This window comes from Kangiella spongicola, assembly GCF_003194565.2.
Lineage (GTDB): Bacteria > Pseudomonadota > Gammaproteobacteria > Enterobacterales > Kangiellaceae > Kangiella > Kangiella spongicola.
The window spans coordinates 48,128-68,230 of sequence record NZ_QICH01000003.1 but is presented as its reverse complement, the minus strand read 5'-3'; the positions used below and the strand labels follow the sequence as shown (position 1 = coordinate 68,230).

The 20,103-nt window shown below is 43.4% G+C and carries 21 protein-coding genes; 3 read left to right on the top strand and 18 right to left on the bottom strand.

Features of this window, described 5'->3' with window-relative positions:
* Nucleotides 1–157: 157 nt before the first annotated feature.
* Together prpB and DL796_RS09225 are read right to left on the bottom strand one after the other, a co-directional pair.
* A complete protein-coding gene (prpB, locus tag DL796_RS09230) occupies nt 158–1,036 on the bottom strand; it encodes a methylisocitrate lyase (RefSeq protein ID WP_110201431.1) in 879 nt (292 codons plus the stop codon).
* Between the two features lie 125 nt (nt 1,037–1,161).
* The gene (locus tag DL796_RS09225; RefSeq protein WP_110201430.1) at nt 1,162–2,667 is read right to left on the bottom strand and encodes a fumarate hydratase; all 1,506 of its coding nucleotides are present in this window, start codon (nt 2,665–2,667) and stop codon (nt 1,162–1,164) included.
* Nucleotides 2,668–2,841: 174 nt separating this feature from the next.
* On the opposite strand from DL796_RS09225, the gene pabB reads away from it, so the two are divergent.
* The 3 genes from pabB (at nt 2,842) to DL796_RS09210 (ending at nt 5,897) form a co-directional block, all read left to right on the top strand.
* A complete protein-coding gene (gene pabB / locus DL796_RS09220) occupies nt 2,842–4,293 on the top strand; it encodes an aminodeoxychorismate synthase component I (protein ID WP_110201429.1) in 1,452 nt (483 codons plus the stop codon).
* 42 nt (nt 4,294–4,335) lie between these two features.
* Nucleotides 4,336–4,917 carry a CoA pyrophosphatase gene (locus DL796_RS09215; protein ID WP_110201428.1) on the top strand — a complete coding sequence of 194 codons (582 nt, stop codon included), beginning with the start codon at nt 4,336–4,338 and terminating at the stop codon, nt 4,915–4,917.
* An 86-nt stretch (nt 4,918–5,003) separates the two neighbouring features.
* Nucleotides 5,004–5,897 (top strand): TIGR01777 family oxidoreductase, encoded by an 894-nt coding sequence (locus DL796_RS09210; protein ID WP_110201427.1) that lies wholly within the window; start codon nt 5,004–5,006, stop codon nt 5,895–5,897.
* An 11-nt stretch (nt 5,898–5,908) separates the two neighbouring features.
* Here the strand turns inward: DL796_RS09210 and DL796_RS09205 are convergent, their stop codons facing one another.
* From DL796_RS09205 to ccmC, 16 genes are all read right to left on the bottom strand, one after another.
* On the bottom strand, nt 5,909–7,459 hold the full coding sequence (locus DL796_RS09205; RefSeq protein WP_110201426.1) for an amidohydrolase family protein: 1,551 nt from the start codon (nt 7,457–7,459) through the stop codon (nt 5,909–5,911).
* 137 nt (nt 7,460–7,596) lie between these two features.
* Entirely contained in the window at nt 7,597–8,397 is an 801-nt protein-coding gene (locus DL796_RS09200) for an SAM-dependent methyltransferase (protein WP_110201425.1), read from the bottom strand.
* 12 nt (nt 8,398–8,409) lie between these two features.
* Entirely contained in the window at nt 8,410–10,128 is a 1,719-nt protein-coding gene (locus tag DL796_RS09195; RefSeq protein ID WP_110201424.1) for a tetratricopeptide repeat-containing diguanylate cyclase, read from the bottom strand.
* Between the two features lie 7 nt (nt 10,129–10,135).
* Nucleotides 10,136–10,351: a hypothetical protein gene (locus DL796_RS09190; protein ID WP_110201423.1), complete on the bottom strand. Its 216-nt coding sequence runs from the start codon at nt 10,349–10,351 to the stop codon at nt 10,136–10,138.
* Nucleotides 10,352–10,512: 161 nt separating this feature from the next.
* Nucleotides 10,513–11,415 (bottom strand): 5'-nucleotidase, encoded by a 903-nt coding sequence (locus tag DL796_RS09185; protein ID WP_110201422.1) that lies wholly within the window; start codon nt 11,413–11,415, stop codon nt 10,513–10,515.
* An 11-nt stretch (nt 11,416–11,426) separates the two neighbouring features.
* A complete protein-coding gene (locus DL796_RS09180; protein ID WP_110201421.1) occupies nt 11,427–12,152 on the bottom strand; it encodes an MlaA family lipoprotein in 726 nt (241 codons plus the stop codon).
* A 91-nt stretch (nt 12,153–12,243) separates the two neighbouring features.
* On the bottom strand, nt 12,244–13,020 hold the full coding sequence (locus tag DL796_RS09175) for an HvfC family RiPP maturation protein (RefSeq protein ID WP_110201420.1): 777 nt from the start codon (nt 13,018–13,020) through the stop codon (nt 12,244–12,246).
* Between the two features lie 12 nt (nt 13,021–13,032).
* Nucleotides 13,033–13,878, bottom strand: a complete 846-nt coding sequence (locus tag DL796_RS09170) for an HvfB family MNIO-type RiPP peptide maturase (RefSeq protein ID WP_227593046.1) — start codon at nt 13,876–13,878, stop codon at nt 13,033–13,035.
* A 169-nt stretch (nt 13,879–14,047) separates the two neighbouring features.
* On the bottom strand, nt 14,048–14,455 hold the full coding sequence (locus tag DL796_RS09165) for an HvfA family oxazolone/thioamide-modified RiPP metallophore (protein ID WP_110201418.1): 408 nt from the start codon (nt 14,453–14,455) through the stop codon (nt 14,048–14,050).
* A gap of 144 nt (nt 14,456–14,599) precedes the next feature.
* Nucleotides 14,600–15,625, bottom strand: coding sequence for a tetratricopeptide repeat protein (locus DL796_RS09160; protein WP_110201417.1), 1,026 nt, complete (start codon nt 15,623–15,625; stop codon nt 14,600–14,602).
* 2 nt (nt 15,626–15,627) lie between these two features.
* On the bottom strand, nt 15,628–16,047 hold the full coding sequence (locus DL796_RS09155; protein ID WP_110201416.1) for a cytochrome c-type biogenesis protein: 420 nt from the start codon (nt 16,045–16,047) through the stop codon (nt 15,628–15,630).
* 9 nt (nt 16,048–16,056) lie between these two features.
* The gene (locus tag DL796_RS09150; protein ID WP_227593045.1) at nt 16,057–16,623 is read right to left on the bottom strand and encodes a DsbE family thiol:disulfide interchange protein; all 567 of its coding nucleotides are present in this window, start codon (nt 16,621–16,623) and stop codon (nt 16,057–16,059) included.
* A complete protein-coding gene (locus DL796_RS09145; protein ID WP_110201414.1) occupies nt 16,616–18,625 on the bottom strand; it encodes a heme lyase CcmF/NrfE family subunit in 2,010 nt (669 codons plus the stop codon). The genes DL796_RS09150 and DL796_RS09145 overlap by 8 nt, the downstream gene beginning before the upstream one ends.
* 9 nt (nt 18,626–18,634) lie before the next feature.
* Nucleotides 18,635–19,090, bottom strand: a complete 456-nt coding sequence (ccmE, locus tag DL796_RS09140; protein WP_110201413.1) for a cytochrome c maturation protein CcmE — start codon at nt 19,088–19,090, stop codon at nt 18,635–18,637.
* A 43-nt stretch (nt 19,091–19,133) separates the two neighbouring features.
* Complete coding sequence (ccmD, locus tag DL796_RS09135) at nt 19,134–19,343, bottom strand: heme exporter protein CcmD (RefSeq protein WP_110201412.1); 210 nt, start codon at nt 19,341–19,343, stop codon at nt 19,134–19,136.
* The gene (gene ccmC, locus DL796_RS09130) at nt 19,336–20,103 is read right to left on the bottom strand and encodes a heme ABC transporter permease CcmC (RefSeq protein WP_110201411.1); all 768 of its coding nucleotides are present in this window, start codon (nt 20,101–20,103) and stop codon (nt 19,336–19,338) included. The genes ccmD and ccmC overlap by 8 nt, the downstream gene beginning before the upstream one ends.

The window sequence follows — 20,103 nt, the reverse complement described above, 5'->3', positions numbered from 1 at the left end:
TGTTTTAAATTTAAATTCTATTTCTAGCTATGTCATTGCGAGGAACTTCGAGTTTTTCGAAGTGACGTGGCGATCTCATAAAGTACCTAGAGAGTAACCTAAAAGAGATTGCCGCGTACCAATCCCTCCCAAGCCCTCGCAATGACGTATGTAATACTTACTTTTCTTTTCCTTCGGCAAAAAGCTGGTCCAGCTTCTGCTCATAATCATGGTAGCCAAGGAAATCATAAAGCTCTTCACGAGTCTGCATGATTTCTACCACATCACGCTGATGGCCTTTCTCGAGCACGTCACGGTAGAAAGTCTCAGCGGCTTTGTTCATGGCACGGTACGCACCACAACAATATAAAACAATATCCACGCCCTGCTCGCCTAACTCTTCACACGAGAATAGTGGCGTTTGGCCAAACTCAGTAATATTAGCCAAGATTGGAGCATTTACGTGCTCACGGAAGTATTTGTATTCTTCCAGCTTACTCATCGCTTCTGGGAAAATCATGTCAGCGCCAGCTTCAAGACACGCGTTAGAGCGATCAATCGCCGACTGCATACCTTCGACACCAAGTGCGTCTGTTCGTGCCATAATCACGAAGTTTTCGTCGGTACGAGCGTCTACCGCAGCTTTAATACGGTCAACCATTTCTTGCTGGCTTACGATTTCTTTGTTTGGACGATGACCACAACGCTTCGCCGCAACTTGATCTTCCATGTGGAAGCCCGCTGCGCCGGCTTTAATCAAAGAACGCGTGGTACGCGCGATATTAAAAGCACCACCGAAACCAGTGTCGATATCAACCAATAGCGGCAAGCTACACACGTCAGTGATACGACGAATATCGACTAATAAATCTTCAGCAGTAGAAATCCCTAAATCCGGCATCCCTAACGAGTTAGCAGCCACACCGCCACCAGAAAGGTAAACCGCTTTATGACCTACTTGCTCAGCCATACGCGCCGCGTAAGCCGTAATCGTACCCATAACTTGTAACGGATTATTCTCTTCAACCGCTTTTCTTAATTTTAAACCTGCACTCATAATTCTTTGCCTTTATTAATTATTCCGTCATTGCGAGTCGCGACTAGGTGCGACGTGGCAATCTCAATCACATGAGCAAATAGAGATTGCTTCGGCCAAAGGCCTCGCAAAGACGTGTTGTAAATTTATGAAGCTAATTTCACTTTCCAAATTTGCGGCCCCGTCTTATGGACGCTCTCACCCGACGAATCAACCGCAACCGTCACTGGCATATCTTCGACGTCAAACTCATAGACCGCTTCCATACCCAGTTCAGGGAATGCGACAACTCGTGAGTTTTTAATCGCTTTAGAGACTAAATAAGCCGCGCCACCGGTAGCCATTAAGTAAACCGACTGATGCTTTTTAATCGCTTCAATCGCTTCGTCACCGCGTTCAGCTTTACCGATCATGCCGAGTAAGCCCGTTTTATCGAGCATCATTTCAGTAAACTTGTCCATACGCGTTGCGGTTGTTGGGCCGGCTGGGCCTACGGCTTCGTCGCCAACGGCGTCAACTGGACCAACGTAATAAATAAAGCGATTATTGAAATCTAACCCTTCTGGCAAGCCTTCGCCAGAGTCGAGCAAATCTTTAATTTTCTTATGCGCAGCATCACGGCCTGTTAGGATTTTGCCGTTCAGCAATAACACATCGCCCGGCTTCCAGCTGGCGACTTCTTCAGGAGTAACGTTATCCATGTCCACACGCTTAGCGTCGGCTGAAGCTTCATACTCCATATCTGGCCAATCTTCGATTGACGGTGGCGCTAACATCGCAGGACCTGTACCGTCTAACGTGAAGTGAATATGACGAGTCGCAGCACAGTTTGGAATCATGGCTACAGGCTTAGAAGCCGCGTGAGTCGGCCAGTCTTTAATTTTGACATCTAATACTGTGGTGACACCGCCTAAACCTTGTGCACCAATACCTAGCTTATTAACCGCTTCATAAATTTCGATACGCAGTTCTTCAACTTTATTGTTCGGGCCACGCTTTAAAAGCTCCTGCATATCGATCGGATCCATTAAGGATTCTTTCGCTAGCACCATCGCTTTTTCAGCAGTACCGCCAACACCGATACCCAGCATACCAGGCGGACACCAGCCTGCCCCCATCTTAGGTACTGTTTCCACAACCCAGTCGACAATTGAGTCGCTTGGGTTAAGCATAACGAACTTAGATTTGTTCTCAGAACCACCGCCTTTAGCTGCACAGGTGACTTCTACCTTATCGCCTTTAACCATTTCGACGTGCACCACGGCTGGCGTGTTGTCTTTCGAATTTAGGCGTTTGCCCGCAGGATCCATCAATACCGAAGCACGGAGCGGGTTTTCTTTATTGGTGTAAGCGCGTCTTACGCCCTCGTCCACCATTTCTTGAATCGTCATGCCACCCTCGAAGGTTGCATCCATACCGACTTTGACGAAGGCACAGGCAATACCTGTATCTTGGCAAACTGGACGATGGCCCATAGCTGACATGCGCGAATTCACAAGAATTTGCTTCATGGCATCTTTAGCAGCAGGACTTTCTTCTTTTTCATAAGCCGCAGACATGGCTTGGATGAAATCTTTAGGATGGTAATATGAAATGTACTGAAAAGCGTCAGCAACGCTTTCGATAAAATCTTCGGCTTTAATTGTGCCCATGCAAGGTCTCTCCGAATCTTGGTTTGTCGAGCTTATGTGGGCTTCGCTATACAAGCTACACATAAACCTCTAAAATCGGTGCATCATTATACAGGCTGGATCAGGCGTTTCCCAAATTTTGGAGCCTAATAAGCGAACCAGCATCATTTTTAGACTATATTTTAATCGATTTGCATGAAAAAAGAGCAGCAACAAGACACTTTCGTCGAGTTACCCTATCTTGAGCCCGCTGGCGTGCGCGACTTATTTTCACACTTTGTGGATGAGCCGTGGGCGTTACTGTTGGATAGTGGCAAGACTCTACACCAAGCTTCGCAGTTCGATATTATTTTAGCTCGACCTAGGGCTACCTTCGCCTTCTCACATGATAAAAGCACTATTACTGGCGCCGATATCGATACCACAAACGAGCCATTTGAAGACTTAAAGCGTTTTTATGAGTTTGGGCTGAAAGATTACCAGCCTCTACCAAGCAAGATGCCAACCTTGCCTTTCAATGGCGGAATCGCTGGCTTTTGTAGTTATGACGCAGGGCGTTATGTGGAAAACTTACCCTCTATCGCCACAAACGATATAGGGCTTCCTGAGCTCGCTTTTGGCTTGTATGAATGGGCTTTTATTAGCGACCATAAAAACCATCAAAGTTACTTGGTTAAGTTTTGCCGCTACTGCGACAGTTATTGGAAAGACATTGTTGCCGAGTTTGATTCGCTTTATAGCAATAGTGACAACCCAACTCCCGCATCGTCCAAAGCAGAGCTTAGCTTAAGCACGCCATGGCGTAGCAATATGGACAAAGACGCTTATATCGAGCGCTTCCAGAAAGTACACGACTATATTCATGCGGGCGATTGTTATCAGGTTAATTTGGCTCAACGTTTTTCAGCTGATTTCGAGGGGCATCCTTGGAACGCCTACTTAAAACTAACCGAGCATAATCAAGCGCCTTTTTCGTCGTATATGAATCTTGAGAGTCAGCAAATCTTATCGCTATCGCCGGAGCGCTTTATTCAAGTGTTCCCACAAGGCAGTAGCAAAAAGAAAAAGCTGAGAGTGGTGACGCAACCGATCAAAGGAACGCGCCCTAGAAGCCAAGACGAAGCTGAAGATAAACGTCTTTCTGATGAGCTACAACACAGCGAGAAAGATCGTGCTGAAAACTTAATGATCGTGGATCTACTGCGTAACGATATTGGTCGTAATGCCGAGATAGGCTCAGTCGAAGTGACCAAGCTATTTGAATTGCAGTCTTTTATTTCTGTGCATCACTTGGTCAGCACTATCGAAGCAAACCTTGCCGAGAGCAGCGATATTTTCACTTTGTTAAAACATTGCTTCCCCGGTGGCTCGATTACTGGCGCACCCAAAGTACGCGCGATGGAGATTATCGAAGAGCTTGAGCCACACCGACGCAGTATCTATTGTGGCTCCATGCTGTATTTAGACTTTAGGGGCTACTTGGATTCAAATATCGCTATACGCACACTGGTTACTGATAACGGTAAGATTCACGCTTGGGCTGGTGGCGGATTAGTGGCAGATTCAGAAGCTAACAACGAGTACGAAGAAACTTTGCACAAATTAAGCAAAATATTACCCGTGTTAAGCGTTGAAGAGTTACAGTAAGCTAATGATTAACAAAATCTAAAGATAAGTTCCCAAGATAAGATGATCACCCTCGAGCACATACAAAAAGCTCTTGATGCTTCAGATGAAATCACGCCACGGGTTGCAGAGTTGCGCCCTAGCGCTGTATTGGTGCCTTTGATTGAGAAGAAAGATGGGCTACATCTACTTTTGACTCAACGTTCCGAACACCTGCGTCATCATGCCGGGCAGATTAGTTTCCCAGGCGGAAGTATGGATAAAACGGATGATAGCTTGATCCATACGGCCCTACGCGAAACGGAAGAGGAAGTTGGGATCCTGCAAACTGAGATTGATGTCATGGGGAAACTCCCTTTACAGCCAACGGGCTCAGGCTTTCTTATTCAACCCGTTGTAGGCAAGATTCCTACCAATTTTGAGCTAAACTTGTGTAAAGATGAAGTTTCTTCAGCCTTTGAAGCACCCGTCGACTTTTTATTTAACCCCGAAAACCAAATACATTCTTATCAAGAGTTTGGCGGGAAAAACTACTCTATTTACTCTATCCCGTACGAAGGTTGGAATATTTGGGGAGCCACAGCCAATATTATCGTTAAGTTCTCAAAGCTTATACATAACTCACCTTATATTAATAAATTTTAGCCAACTTCGATCTCGATCCCTTCACTGAATATCCACCTAGCATTTGCTATAGTAGTTTTATTCGCAGAACGAGTTAAGGTGATTTTATGCCACATATTCTTATCACTGGTGGAACTGGCTTTATCGGCAGGAATTTAATTCCTCTGTTAAAAGAAAACTCCTATGAAATTACGGTGCTGACTCGTTCACCGGATAAGTATAACGCCTACCCTGTTTTTAATAATGTCACATTAACCAGCTCTTTATCCGAAGTTGAGCCCGTCGATATAGTGATAAACTTAGCTGGAGCTAATCTCTCAGCAAAGCGCTGGAGCGATAGTTATAAACAGGAAATAGTAGAAAGCAGACTTAACTTAACCGAGAACTTAATTTCATGGCTTCAAGGACAGTCTCACAAGCCACACACTTTCATCAGTGGTTCCGCCATCGGCTTCTATGGCGCTAGAGGCAATGAAATACTGAGTGAAGACTCTACCTCAGGAAGTGCATCTGAATTTCAGGTAAGGCTTTGTACGCGCTGGGAAGATGCCGCATACCGTGCTGAGTCTCTAGGAATACGAGTTTGCTGCATTCGAACTGGCGTGGTACTCGGCGATGAGGGCGCCTTACAGAAAATGTTACCACCGTTTAAGTTTGGTCTGGGTGGAAAGTTAGGCACTGGCAATCAGTACTTTTCTTGGATTCATATTGATGATCACGTCAAAGCTGTTATTCACCTTATCGAAAACTCAAGCTTGTCAGGGGCATTCAACCTCACAGCACCGCACCCTGTTACCAACGAGCGACTCACAAAAGTCATGGGCAAAGCCCTAAAGCGCCCTACTTTTGCCTCTATGCCTGCGTTTGCCTTAAAAATCATTGTCGGAGAGATGGCGACAATGTTGTTGACTGGACAACGGGTTCACCCTAAGAAACTTGAAGAATCAGGCTTCACCTTCGAGTATCCAACGATAGATGAAGCCTTAGATGACTTGATATAACTTGTGTTGCTTTACTGAGCTTGTTTAGCTTCTTGTACGAGTTGTTTTACATCCTCACGGAGCTTTCTCGCATCATAGATAATGCCGTCTTTTATGGTATATTTTACGCCACCGACATACTCGGCTTTATTGTCTAGACCTAAACGATAGTGACCGTGACCATACAGCACCTTAAAGTTGGCGATAGGATTCTCTTCGATAATTACTAAGTCAGCTAATTTGCCAGCCTGGATAGTCCCTATTTTATCGTCTAAGCCTAACGCTTCAGCCCCTTTGATGGTCGCAGACTGCACCACTTCTAGCGGATGAAATCCAGCCTCTTGCAATAGCTCAAGCTCGCGAATAAAGCCAAAGCCAAAGATTTTATAAATATAACCTGCATCCGAGCCGGTCGTCACTCGACCGCCATGATTTTTGTAATCATTTAAAAAGCTCATCCAGATCCTGTAGTTATTTTTCCAGTCGACTTCGTTCTGCGTGGTCCAGTCGAAGAAATAAGAACCATGGGATTCTCTGTTAGGTTCAAAGAACGCTTTTAACTTTGGATGTGTGAAGTCTTTATGCCATGGTGCATTACGGGCTCGCATCACATCACGACTTGCTTCATAAATAGTAAGAGTAGGATTCAGTGTAAAATCAAGCTCGATAAGCTCATCACGAACGGCGTTCCATTTGTCAGAGCCTTTTTCGGCAGCTTGTTGCCACAAACGACCTGCTTCTGTGAAGCGATGTGATTCGTTATTGTAGTTATATTTTATGGGGTAGTCCTGAATCACTTTATCTTCAAACAAAGCTTCCGGTAAGCCATACCAGTGTTCCATAGAAGTTAATCCAAGCCGAGCTGAGTCGAGCGCATTGGTATCGACCACGTTAAGCTGAGCGTGATGCATCATAGTGCCTAACCCCTGCTTTTTGGCTTCGTCTAAAGCCGCCTCCATCATGGGACGTGGCAAGCCAAAGAATTTAATGCCTTTCGCCCCCTTATCCGCGACATGACGAACCCAACGACGTGTTTCTTTTGGTGTGGTGATTTCTTTATCCCAATCCATGTTAAAGCCGACATAAGGCACAATTCTTGGCGCAACGATTTCGTTTTTCTCACTTAACCTCTGATGCTTCAAAGTCCAGTCCAAACCGTTAAAGCTTCCTGGCTCACGCACCGTCGTAATACCATGGCCTAACCATAACTTAAACGGATACTCAGCCGGTAAACCATCAACACTGCCAGCAATATGGCCGTGCATATCAACAAAACCAGGCAAAATATAGTGACCAGAAACATCTAGCTCTTTATCACCCTCTTTCGCTTTAGGCCGACGCGATTCGTTGATTGGTACGCCCGGCGCACCAACAGAGCGAATCGAAGCAATCTTGTTGCCTGCAATAATGATATCTACAGGGCCATATGGTGGCGCACCTTTTCCATCGATAAGCGTAGCACCGCGCAGTATAAGTCGTTTATACGGGCCTTCTCCCTCAGAGCTGAGTGGCGCATCCAGAGTACGAGCAGATACAGTAACGCTAGAAATACAGAAAAGTATAAATAAAAGATAACGAATCATTGCAGTGTCCCCAAAATCAATTAAGCACAAGATGCACTATGCAAAGCAATTAATCAAGACGTGATGGTACCTCAGGTTATTTAATCTAGGGTTAGAAACATTAGTTTAGGTGATGGAAATGAACTGCCAGTAGCGCCTTAACCAAAATCCGAAATATTTAAACCAAACTCGTTTAAAGACTCTTGATCCAGCTTCAGTCCAGTCAAAGGTGGAATCACTAACGTTGAAATGGACGTTAAATCCATAATGGGTAAATCTTTAAGCTTAAACTTATCTATACGTGGATGATGGACAGGAATAAATGGAGCTTCATATAAAATCATTTCATGTTCCAGCGGATACCATTTATTCAATACACGTACAGCTGCATGAAGGTTTTTCTGAGTGGTTTTAAAGGTTTTAAGCGTATGCTCCCCTGCTAGACCTATCTGCCATAAAATCGTATAAGCAGATGTGTTTAAGGGCACACCGCTAAATAGGAACTGAGTCGCTTCATAAGCTTGACAACCTGTAGTACCAGGGTCTATGCCAAGATCGGCATAAAGACATGCATCGGCAGAGACGCCTGGGAGCATCTGGGCTGGATACCCTTCGCTTCGCAAAGTTTCGATAGCAAAGTGTCCAACACAAGCAAATATTCCAGGGTGGCCATAGAGTGCCAATACAACTTTATTTCCATCTCGCACTGCCTGACAAACCACATCCTTCATCTCTTGATAGGTTTGACGTCGAGACTTCCCTTCGCCGTAGAGGTACTGCAAGCTTTTATAGGAGGGGGTTATTGATTTAACCCAGTCTTCTGATAGTTTATCTGGCAAGATACCAAAAACCATCTCTGCCTGCTCAAGATAGTCTTTCGATAAGGTTGTAATTTGCCCAGCTAAAGTGATACCTGTACCTATACAGGTCAATGAGCCGCTAGAGGGTGTTGTTTTCATAAGGGTGATAACTTAATAGATTTGAATTTGGTTTCTGCCGTTTCTTTTAGCTTTATACATCGCATTATCTGCTTCTATAATCAGCTCTTCTAAAGACTCACCGTTAGTTTTAGCAGCTACTCCGAAGCTAGCAGTAATTTCAAAGTCATCGGGTAATTTTGCATGCTCAATATCTTTAAAACATTTAACACAACGCTCAATAAACTTCTTCGCGTCAGCGCTGTTACATTGAGGCAGAACAACGATAAACTCCTCGCCACCAAGTCGCCCAAAAACATCAACTGCCCTCATTTGCTCTTTAACACATTGGCTAACTTTAGTTAAAACCCAGTCTCCCATTGCATGCCCATACTTATCATTGACCGTTTTAAAGTAATCTAAATCAAAAATAATGACACAATAATGACTCTTGTTTATCAAGCTTTCATGGTGGACTTCATGGGCTAATTTTAGCGCATAGCGACGGTTTAAAGTATTAGTAAGATCATCAATTTGAGACAACCTTTGATAACGTTCTTTTTGCTTTTTAACTCGCCATAACCACAAACTAATTCCCGATAGTAAAATTAATACTATAACTGACAGTAATTGAAAGTTTCTCTTCGACTGTTCTTCTACTTGATGGGTTAGTTCTAACAACTTATTTTTATGGTCTAAGATTTGTATTTGAGCATTTTGGTCTAAGTGGGCGTACTTTACCTTTTGATAGGCTAAGTTTTTATTTGCCTGTAGTGTTAACATTTTGTCTTGAATTTCCGCAAGCATAGATAAAGCATCGTACGCCTCAACGTAGCTTTCATTCATCTCATAGTACTTTGCCAGTAACTCAGTCGCCTCCTTGCGATTCATGCCAGCCTCTTGCAACGCTGGTTCTTGCAATATCTCATCAATATTAGCTTTAGCTTTTTCGAGTTCACCTTTCCTTAAGTAAATTCTTGCCAATCCAAGCTTCATTTGTAATATTTCGGGAAGGTAGCCAGTCTCCGCTGATTTTTTTAATGCTGTATTGTAAGCCAACTCAGACTGCTCTAACTGTTCATGATTAAAGTAGTTTAATGCTAAATTTTTGTAGAGGTATGCATCGACCACAGTCAAGTTTAGTCCTTTGCAGAAATCTATAGCCTCTTTGAGTCTATCTTCATGGTCATGCTGACTATTTTGAAACAAGAATATGTTTGCGATTAATGCTTTCGAGTAGCACTGATCAGGATTATCATTCATAGCTAATGCAATATCCCTTGCTTTTAGTGCGTACTCTAATGCCTCGTCATAGGCTTCGAGCTCGACAAAAACATTAGCCGCAGCGTAATAAGAGTTGAATTGTAAAGCCTCATCACTAATCTTTGGTACTATTGATAAAGCTTCGAACAAATGATTAAAGGCATCTTGATATTGATTCAAGCTCATAAAGACTTGTGACAATAAGGAATACGCAGCTAACCTTGTGTCCTCAGACACTCCGGGTAGCTGCAGTAATAGTTCTAGCGGTCTTTTTGCTTTCTGGTTCTCTGACTTCAGTATATAGAAGTATGATTTCTGAATATAAAATTGAGCTTTCTGTTCATTACTTACAAATTCATCCAAGCGCTCTTGCAAGTCTTGAATTAACTGAAAAGCTTTTTCAGAGTCATAAGTGTTGCTCTCTCTTAGCTGCGCCAAGTTCTCTTCTATATTTGCTTTTGCACTGCCAAAAGCAGCGAAAAGAACCAGAATACATAAGAATCTATTCACTTAAAGTTTACAGGTTATGCTCTTTTACATTATGTACGACCACGGCGTACTCTCCACCACCAGTCAGCTCCTTTACTTTTGCAGTATCGTTGCTTTGTACCGCATTGATTTCCTCATCATTCAAACCAGCCGCTTTCATGGTTGCAACAGGCTCAGATTTGTAGTCTTCCATTAACTTTGCATTCGTGCCTAACTCAGTTAAAAACTTGTTTAAAGTTGACATTTTAGTCCCCAGTTTGATTATTTATTATTCCCACAAAGACAAATAGTACAGAATTCAAGCAATTATGTCAGTATTTTTTGCACACGAAATCAATGCAAAATTAAAATTTAGACTGGAAATAGAGAAAATGACTAGGGATATTATTAATTAAGACTTATTGATTAGGACTTATTGATCACGCCACTTGGGACATGTCCACTGGCGACATGACCTTTTGCACGATCGATGTGACCTTCCTGATCATCGAAGAAGACGTCTGCTCCAAAGGCTTTGAGGAATTTGGTTTTGTCCATGCCGCCGAGGAACAAGGCTTCATCAATACGAATATCCCAATAGCGTAAAGTTCGGATCACACGTTCGTGGGCCGGTGCTGAGCGGGCTGTCACTAATGCGGTACGGATTGGGCAGTTGTCTTGGGTATATTCTTTTTGGAGTTTATGGAGCGCTTGTAAGAAGTTTTTAAAGGGCCCGCCTTCTAATGGTGTTTGTGCCGACTGTTTTTCAGAACGAGTAAACTCTTCAAGCCCATCTTGTTGGAATATTCGCTCTGCTTCATCGGAAAATAAAACAGCGTCACCATCAAAAGCAAATTTGATAATCTCACTATCGTTACTCGCCTGTGTCGGTGAAACAATGGTTGCTGCGGCAATGCCTGCGTTGATGGCTTGTAGCACATCTTTTGGATTTGTTGATAAAAATAAGTGTGCGCCGAATGCTTCAGCATAGAGATACGGGCTATTGCCAGATGTAAAAGCTGCTCGGGTAATTTGCAGCTGATGATTTTCTATCGAGTTAAACACGCGAAGTCCTGTGTCGGCACTGTTTCGAGACAGGAGTATAACCTCTACTCTTGGTGTATCTTTTTTAGATTCATTCAATGATAGGAGTTTTTTAACGAGGCCAAAGGCTGCGCCCGGTTTAAGTAGCTCATCTTCGTGATCAATTTGATATTGGGCATAGCTAGCCACCCCACTTTCCATATAAATGCGGTGGCTTTCTGCTAAATCAAACAGCGCAGTGGAAGAAATCGCTATAACTAGCGTATCGTTGAAATCAATTGGCATAGATTATACTTTTACCACTCTTCGCAATCTTCCTCAAACTCACAGTCATCCTCAATAGGAGGACGACCATCATAAATCAAAAATTCGCGACGTTGAAGGTAAGCGTCACGAACAAGCAGATACTCATCTAGCGCTTCTTCTAATTGCTCTTCTAACGGTAGTAACCCTGCTCTCTTATCGATAAGACATAGCGTTCGCAATGACCATTCTGTCTGTGAGTCATTAAGTTCGTCATAAGGGCTATAAACACCAAAAGAGTCTACTGCAAAACCGAACCCATCACGTGGGTTAGATGGGCCAATAAAAGGTAACATCAAATATGGGCCAGAATCGAAGCCCCAAACAGCCAGTGTTTGACCAAAATCCTCTTCTTGTTGTTTGATGCCCATTTCGGTCGCTGGATCTAATAAGCCAGCCAAACCAATGGTGCTATTAATCAAGAAGCGACCTGAACTTTTCCCCGCATCACCGAACTTTCCTTGGAACAGCGAGTTAACGATATTAGATATTTCGCCTAAGTTAGAAAAGAAGTTAGAGACTCCCTTTTCCACAGGATCAGGCGTGACATACTGGTACCCTTTTGCCACTGGCTTTAATAGAATTTTGTCCATCGCACGGTTAAATTCCCAAACCGCCCTATTATGCTCTTCATAAGGATCTTTAGGGTTGTCACCTGTTGTGGCACAAGCAGAGAGTAAAAATGTGAATAATATTGCAAAGGTAAGGTTATTTTTCATCCCGTATCAACCTAATGTTCTTTATAAGCGCTAATGATAAAGCACAGGCCCTGATATGACCAGTGTTAAACCATTGCTGTGTGGGGTTTAATTACGCAGTTCCTAGGATTATGTCACGCTCCAACAAACTGGTTAGAATTTGTTGGCCACCATTCAGTAATTGTTCAGGCTGAGGGAACTGAGTTTCTTCTATTAACTGTTCTAAGGCTACTCTACCAGCGATTTGTCGGCCTTCTTGCAAATGCTCGATAAAAATATCGAGCAAGCGATAGGTCATGGAGTTAGCCTCCATAAAGTCGAGCTCATGCTTACGGTTACGGCTTATAAGCAAAAATGTCGGTGTCGCTGGTGGTTCCTGTGGGATATAGCTTTGGCCAATTCGGTGTACCGGATATTCATAGACCAAACTATGCGCTAACGGCGACACCACTACCGGTTCGTTCATCAGATCACCGTTTCTATCGTGGGGAATACCTAAAATATCCACTTTGGCAGAAACCGTTTCAACCTCCATCCACTCCCAGTGAGCAAGCTCTAACATAAAGGGTAAATCATCAGCCTCTGGAGCTCGGTGCTCGGAAAGATAACTCAGAAACTCTTTAGCAATCTCCACAAAGTAAGGGGACTCAGCTCGATAATCTGTAAAGAAACCACGCACCATAGGATGCCACTTCTCGCCGGAAGTCAAAGAACGAAGTATTGGAAAGCCGTTGCTACAAAACCCCTCAATATTGTTATAGAAAAGGTCTTGATAGACTTTCATACGTCTCGCTTCGATGCCTTCAGGAGACTTGAATTTCGCAGGATTACGCAAACTCTTAGAGAACTCAAATTGAACTTGTTGGAATTTTGGTAGTTCTTTATTCATAGCTTTGCCTTATCAAGCTATAGCCGGCTGAGCGGCAGAACTATGGCTGTATTTCTCTTGTAATGCTTTAATTTTATCCACTTCGGATAATAACTGTGGCATTGCTGGAATATTGAAATCTCGTTCTAATAGCGTAGGAAAAACTCCGAAATGTTGATAGGCCACCTCTAAAAGCGACCAAACATCATCTTTAACGTCCGCTCCGTGCGTATCCACTTTGAGATCATCAGCTTCATCATAGTGTCCAGCAATATGTGAATAGGCCACGCGTTCTTTGGGTAGCTCTAGTAAGAATTCTTTCGGATCGTAGCGATGATTGATGCTGTTGACGTAGATGTTATTGATATCGAGCAAAATGTCGCAGTCAGCTTCGGCGACTACTGCTTTAAAAAATTCGATTTCAGATATTTCTTGGCCAGGAGCCGCGTAATAAGAAACGTTTTCCATCGCCAAGCGTTGCCCTATGATGTCTTGCACTTGCTTAATTCTATCGGCAACGTAGTGCACCGCTTCTTCTGTGAAGGGAATAGGCATTAAGTCATACATTTGCCCATCGTCGCTACAGTAGCTTAGATGCTCGCTGTAACAGCGGATATTATATTTCTTAATAAAAGCCGCAACGTCTTTTATAAAATCTGTATTTAAAGGGCTAGGACTACCAATGGATAAGGATAAACCATGGATGACAAAAGGAAATCTCTCAGCATATTGTGCAAAGACCTGCTCTAAATGACCGCCGAAAGGTAGCCAATTTTCTGGGGCTACTTCCATGAAGTCGACATTAGAGTTGTCAAGCGCTTCAAACTCTCGCATGAAGTCTCTTCTTAAACCAAGTCCGGCACCTGTTACTGGATACAAATGATCACCTTTACAAAGTTTGTGGGTGAATAGCAAGTAGTCTAAGACCACCTACGGAAAAAGCATTATTGTAAAGAACTTAGCTTATAAGGGCTCTAAACAAACCAGTCTTATAAACCAAGTTCTTTATACTGCTAGAAGTTGCTGCTGAGAAAATAAAGCTTAGCTATTAAGCTACGCCACACTTACCTTCGCCACATTTACCTTCTTTTTTAGCTTTATCTTCACCGCACTTACCTTCGCCACATTTACCTTCTTTGGCTTTCTTGGCATGGTCTTCGCCGCATTTACCTTCGCCACATTTGCCTTCTTTGGCTTTTTTAGCTTTCTTTGCAAGGTCTTCACCACACTTGCCTTCGCCACATTTACCTTCTTTGGCTTTCTTGGCGTGATCTTCGCCGCACTTACCTTCGCCGCATTTACCTTCACCTGCTTCGAATTTAGCAAGATCATAGCCAGCCTGAAGATCGTTTAGTGCGAATGGGTTATCGCTAGCAGTAGCTGTACCCATAGCAGCTGATGCTGCGATTGATGCGCCTACGATTACCGCTAACTTTTTCTTGTCTTTACTTAACATAGATCTTACTCCTAAGTTGATAGTGATTATTTATGTTCTTCAAAATTAAGATTCAACATATCTGATTTTGTTACACATTTTCGGTATTTCGTCTTAATTTTGATATTTTTGCAGTATCAATATGCAAAATCAATACTTACTCCACTATTCCACTCGCTCCGTGATTTCTATGTGAAAGGTCTCGCTCGGCGTTAAAGTAGACAATATTTCGGTTTTTCCAAACTTGTCGCCAGCTTCTGGTTGCGCTAATCCACTTTGAGAAAGGCGCACTTCAACATACACATTTTCACTGGCCCAGAGATCAACACCAGGCAACATGACATTGTCCGGCGAAAGCTTTAAAGGTTCATCAAGCTTTGATATGTCGATAGATTTAACGGCAACAGGTGGCCCGCCTTGTTCGCGACGAACCAGAACAAAGGCTTTTTTATAGCGAGTTAGAATCAACTCATCCAGATTATCTACAATGACCTTTATATGGTTTAAGGCTTCCATTTTAAGCTTGCGCTCAGCTAGCTCAATCTGCTCCTTAATAATCTTATAAGACTCGCTACCAGGCTCTCTTTGCTTGAGTAAATTACTCCAGTAATAAACCGCGGACTGGTAGTCCTTTTGCTTAAAGTTATTAATCCCTTGGAGCAATAGCGCGCCTTCGTGTTTAGGATTATTGATTAAAACCAATTTGATATGCTTTTCGGCATACTCCAGCCCCTCTTCCGTTCCTAGCTCCATAAAGGTTTGTGCAAATTCTAGGCGAGTTTCAGCGCCAGGTTTTGCAGATACGGCGCGTGTAAAAGCTTGTTCAGCGCGCGCAATCTCACCAAAACGTAAGAAAATAGTTCCTAACTCACGCCACTTTTCGAAGTTGTTCGGTTCTAATTCGTTACGTAGGCGCAGCTCTGAAAGTAACTGCTCCATCGTAATCTCTCTTTGATCAGCCTTGTCCGCGAGTTCACGCAAGGTCAAATCTTTTAACTGCTGATGCATGGCAGCTGTTTGCTCCAGCTCCTTGTGCGCCCCTTCGAAGTAATAAATTCCGAGTGTTCCCAAAGATGAAACCAATAGCATGGCAATAAAAACAAATACTTTTCGTTTACCAGTAAATATCTGTCCAAAAAGCCAAGATGCCCAAACTAAGACGAATAATAAAAGCGCCAACCAAACTAGCATTGTTAAAGTTCCTCTGTGTCGTCACTGCTATCAGGCGTTACTTTGCGACGACCGACGCGTGCTAACACAGCAATTAAAATAATGATGAATACAAAAATAGGAGCAAACCATAAAAAATAATTCGATGGTTTTACTGGTGGATCGTAAAGTACGAAATCACCATAACGTTGTTGCATATAAGCTAAAATATCTCTCTTTTCTTCCCCTGCGCTGACCTTTTGATAAACAATATAGCGTAAATCTTCAGATAAACCCGCATTCGACTCTGCAATAGTCTGGTTTTGACATTTAGGGCAACGCAACTCATGGATAATCTCGGTATAGAGCTGCTCTTGAGCCTCAGTTTCAAACTCATAGGTTTCTATCACTGCCATGACTTGAAACGAAATAGCTAACATTAGAGCTGCAAAGAAATGTTTCATAACTGATTCCTACTCTGTACTCTCAATGGGTTTAAGCGTCTTGCCCAGAACATGTTCGATCACTGGTAAGATCTTTTTGTGCCATGAACGGTCATCAATCACACCCACATAACGAAACCTAACGGTGCCAGTATCGTCGATAATATATGTCTCAGGCGCACCATATACACCTAAATCGATAGCAAATTGACCGTCACTATCAGAAATCACCATGCTATATGGATTACCTTTCTCTTCAATAAACTTTAAGCCATCGATAACCTTTTCTTTATAATTGACACCGACGATAGGAACTGAATATTGCTTTGAGTATTTCATTAAATAAGGGTGTTCGATATGGCATGGCCCACACCAAGATCCCCAAACATTTAGCAAGAATAGCTCTTTAGGTAAGTCTTTTTCGGTATAGACCACTTCCGGGTTCTGCAACGACGGCAGTGCAAACTCTGGAACCGGCTTATCAATTAAGTTTGAATTAAGCTTTTGTGGATCGTTGTCTAACGCAAACCAGAAAAAGACTACTAGGCCAATAAAGGTAATAATCGGCGCAACCGCCAACACTATCTTCTTATTCACTATCCGCTCCTAATGAGTCACTATTCGCAGTATTTTTGTCTGCCCCATTTTTCTTGGCGTTTTTACGCTCACGCTTGCGCTGACGATAGCGTTTATCCGATACCGCCAATAAGCCACCAAGCGCCATCACGAGTGCACCAAGCCAAATCCAGCGAACGAACGCCTTATAATGAACACTGACTGCCCACGCCCCGTCATCCAGAGGCTCACCCATCACAACATAGATATCACGGAATAAACCTGCGTTGATATCAGCTTCGGTCATAACCATGCTTGATGCGTGATATTTACGCTTTTCAGGGTGTAAGTCAGCTAGTAACTTGCCATCCATATAAATTCGGAAACTGCCAGCAGAAGAAATATAATTTGGACCTTCGAGATTATTAAAGTCATAAAACTCAACATTAAGATCTTCGACTTGAACCGTTTCTCCTTGATGGATTTTGATATTCTTCTCAACGCTATAGTAGGACGTCAAGACCACCCCTAACACCGTAATCGCTACACCAAGGTGTGCTACGATCATGCCCCAGTAACTCAAGCTTATTTTCTTTAAGCCGCTGGAGAAAGAGTCGCTTTTCGAAGTCTGCCCAAGAATATATTTAGCACAACCGGCTGCAACCCATAGTCCTAGCGCGGTACCAACAAAGGCCATTGGGGCTACCTCGCCCATCATCATGACGATTGCAAACCCCAGTAAAATACTGCCTAGCGCCCAAATCCAGTACTTAGTCAACAACGGTTTTATTGGCTCCTGTTTCCAGTTAATTTGCTGCCCAATTGGCATCAAAATTAGAATTGGAATCATGAAGATAGAAAACATTAAGTTGAAGTACGGAGGACCCACCGAAGACTTGCCACCGGTAAAGGCTTCTTGAATTAGCGGGTGCAAAGTTCCTAGTAACACCATAAAGGTCACAACTGCTAATAACGCATTATTGAACAGCAAAGCCGCTTCTCGCGAAAAAATACCGAAGTTAGATTTGGAACGAATCTTGCTCGATTGAATCGCGAAGATTAAGAGCGAAGCACCCACCACAATACCTAGGAACACTAAAATAAAGCGCCCTCTAACTGGGTCATTAGCAAACGAGTGAACAGAAGTCAGGACACCTGAGCGCACGAGGAAAGTACCGAGCAAGCTTAATGAGAAGGTTAAAATCGCTAATAACACGGTCCATGACTTGAAGACTCCGCGCTTCTCTGTAGCCGCTAACGAGTGGATCAATGCCGTACCCGCCAACCATGGCATAAACGAAGCATTTTCAACTGGATCCCAGAACCACCAGCCACCCCAGCCGAGTTCGTAGTATGCCCACCAACTACCAAGAGCAATTCCAAGCGACAAGAATATCCACGCCACCGTAGTCCATGGGCGGCTCCAGCGAGCCCACTGATTATCCAGCTCTCCTTCTAAAAGACCAGCGATAGCAAACGCAAACACCACAGCAAAACCCACATAACCCATATAAAGCATTGGTGGGTGCACGATTAAACCAAAGTCTTGTAGTAATGGGTTCAGATCTGCGCCATCAATCGGAATAAAGGGTAATACACGCTCAAAAGGATTCGAAGTAAACAATGTGAAGGCGATAAAGCCAACGGCAATAAAGCCCATTACGCCTAAAACCCTTGAAACTAAAGGCTTTGGTAAAGCTTTACTGAATACAGCAACAGCTGCCATCCAACCGGCTAAAATCAATACCCACAATAGTAGCGAACCTTCGTGAGCGCCCCACACTGCTGAAATTCGATAGTAAATCGGAAGCTGGGAGTTTGAATGGTTAGCGACATAAGCTACCGAGAAATCATTGTTGATAAAAGAAACGGTCAGGCAAATGAAACTGGCTAATATCAATAAGAAGATACTAATTGCGGAACGCTTCGTAAAACGCATAAGCCCTTGATGCTCATAGTGCGCACCAACAAAGGACAAGACACCTAAAAATATGGCGTTAATAAACGCCATGATTAATAAAAAATTTCCAAGCTCAGGAATCAAGAGACTCACCTAATATTCAGTGGATTTAGACTGGACTGGATGACCATATTTTTCCAAAGACTGTTCGACTTCGGGTGGCATATATTTTTCATCATGTTTAGCCAATACTTTGGTCGCTTTAAACTCGGTTTTACTCACCAGTTTACCTTCCGCGATAACGCCCTGACCTTCTTTAAACAAGTCAGGCAAAATCCCTTCATAGCGCACTTCAAGCGTGTTTTGATTATCAGTCACGGTAAAAGCAACCTCCAAACCATCGTCGGCTCTTTTGACCGAGTTATAAGCCACAAGCCCACCCACACGAATGGTTCTATCCATCGGAGCCTTGCCTTGGCTAACTTCTGTTGGCGGGTAGAAGTGGTTAATGTTTGAGCTCAACGCATAAAGAATCAGTGCGACCGCGCCCGAGATCAATACCAAGCCACCAATAATGGCGATTAGTTTATTACGACGATGTGTTTTCATGGTCTTATCATATACTCAATATAATCAAGGATTTACCTAGCCATTAGTCCGGCTGAGATACTTTTAATTTTCTAGTTTTTTGCCTTTTGTCGCTAGGCAACATGGCCTCTGATTGAACTTGCTTTTTTAACGATTTCAGCATTTTTCTAAAGCCAATAAACAAGCCTAACAAAACGACAAGAGTCATCAGGTAGCTCGACCAAACATAAGCGCCGTGCTTGCCCATAAATATAAATTCGTGCCAACTAGTCATGCGTCACCTTCTTAGCGTCAGCAGTTGCCCACTCCATCACCCAGCGCGACTTTTGATTGCGCAGAATAATTTCAGCGCGCAGGCGCATAATCACCAATGCGGCAAACAATAAATACATACCTGCCAGCATAGTAAATAGCGGCACTTGAAACTCTGGAGCTAACGCTCCCTTTTGTGTCACTGAGTAGCCTTGGTGCAGTGTATTCCACCACTTCACGGAGAAATAAATAATTGGAATATTAATAACACCGACAATCGCCAAAATTGCACTCGCTTTATCTGCTTTGGAGCGATCCGAAAAAGACGCATGGAGAGCGATGAAACCAAGGTATAGGAATAACAACAGTAGCTCAGACGTCATACGAGCATCCCACTCCCACCAGGTGCCCCATGTCGGCTTACCCCAAACGGAGCCTGTAAACAAAGCCAGAAACGTCATGGCAGCACCGGCTGGCGCTATCGAGCGTACCACCGCAAAGGCCATTTTCATCTTCCACACCAACCCCACAATAGCGGCGATTGCCATGGCAATGTAACCCACCATCGACAAAGCAGCGGCTGGGACATGAATATACATAATTCGAACGGTATGGCCTTGGCCCTGCCTCGCTTCGAGTGGTGATGCCCACAAAGAGTAGTAAAGACCCACAGCTAACAAGATCAATGTCGCGCCCCATATCCATGGAAGCCACTGACCCGTTTTTTGGAATAAGTATTTCGGAGAACCTAACTGGTGAAACCAACGCCAAGCTTTTGCCAT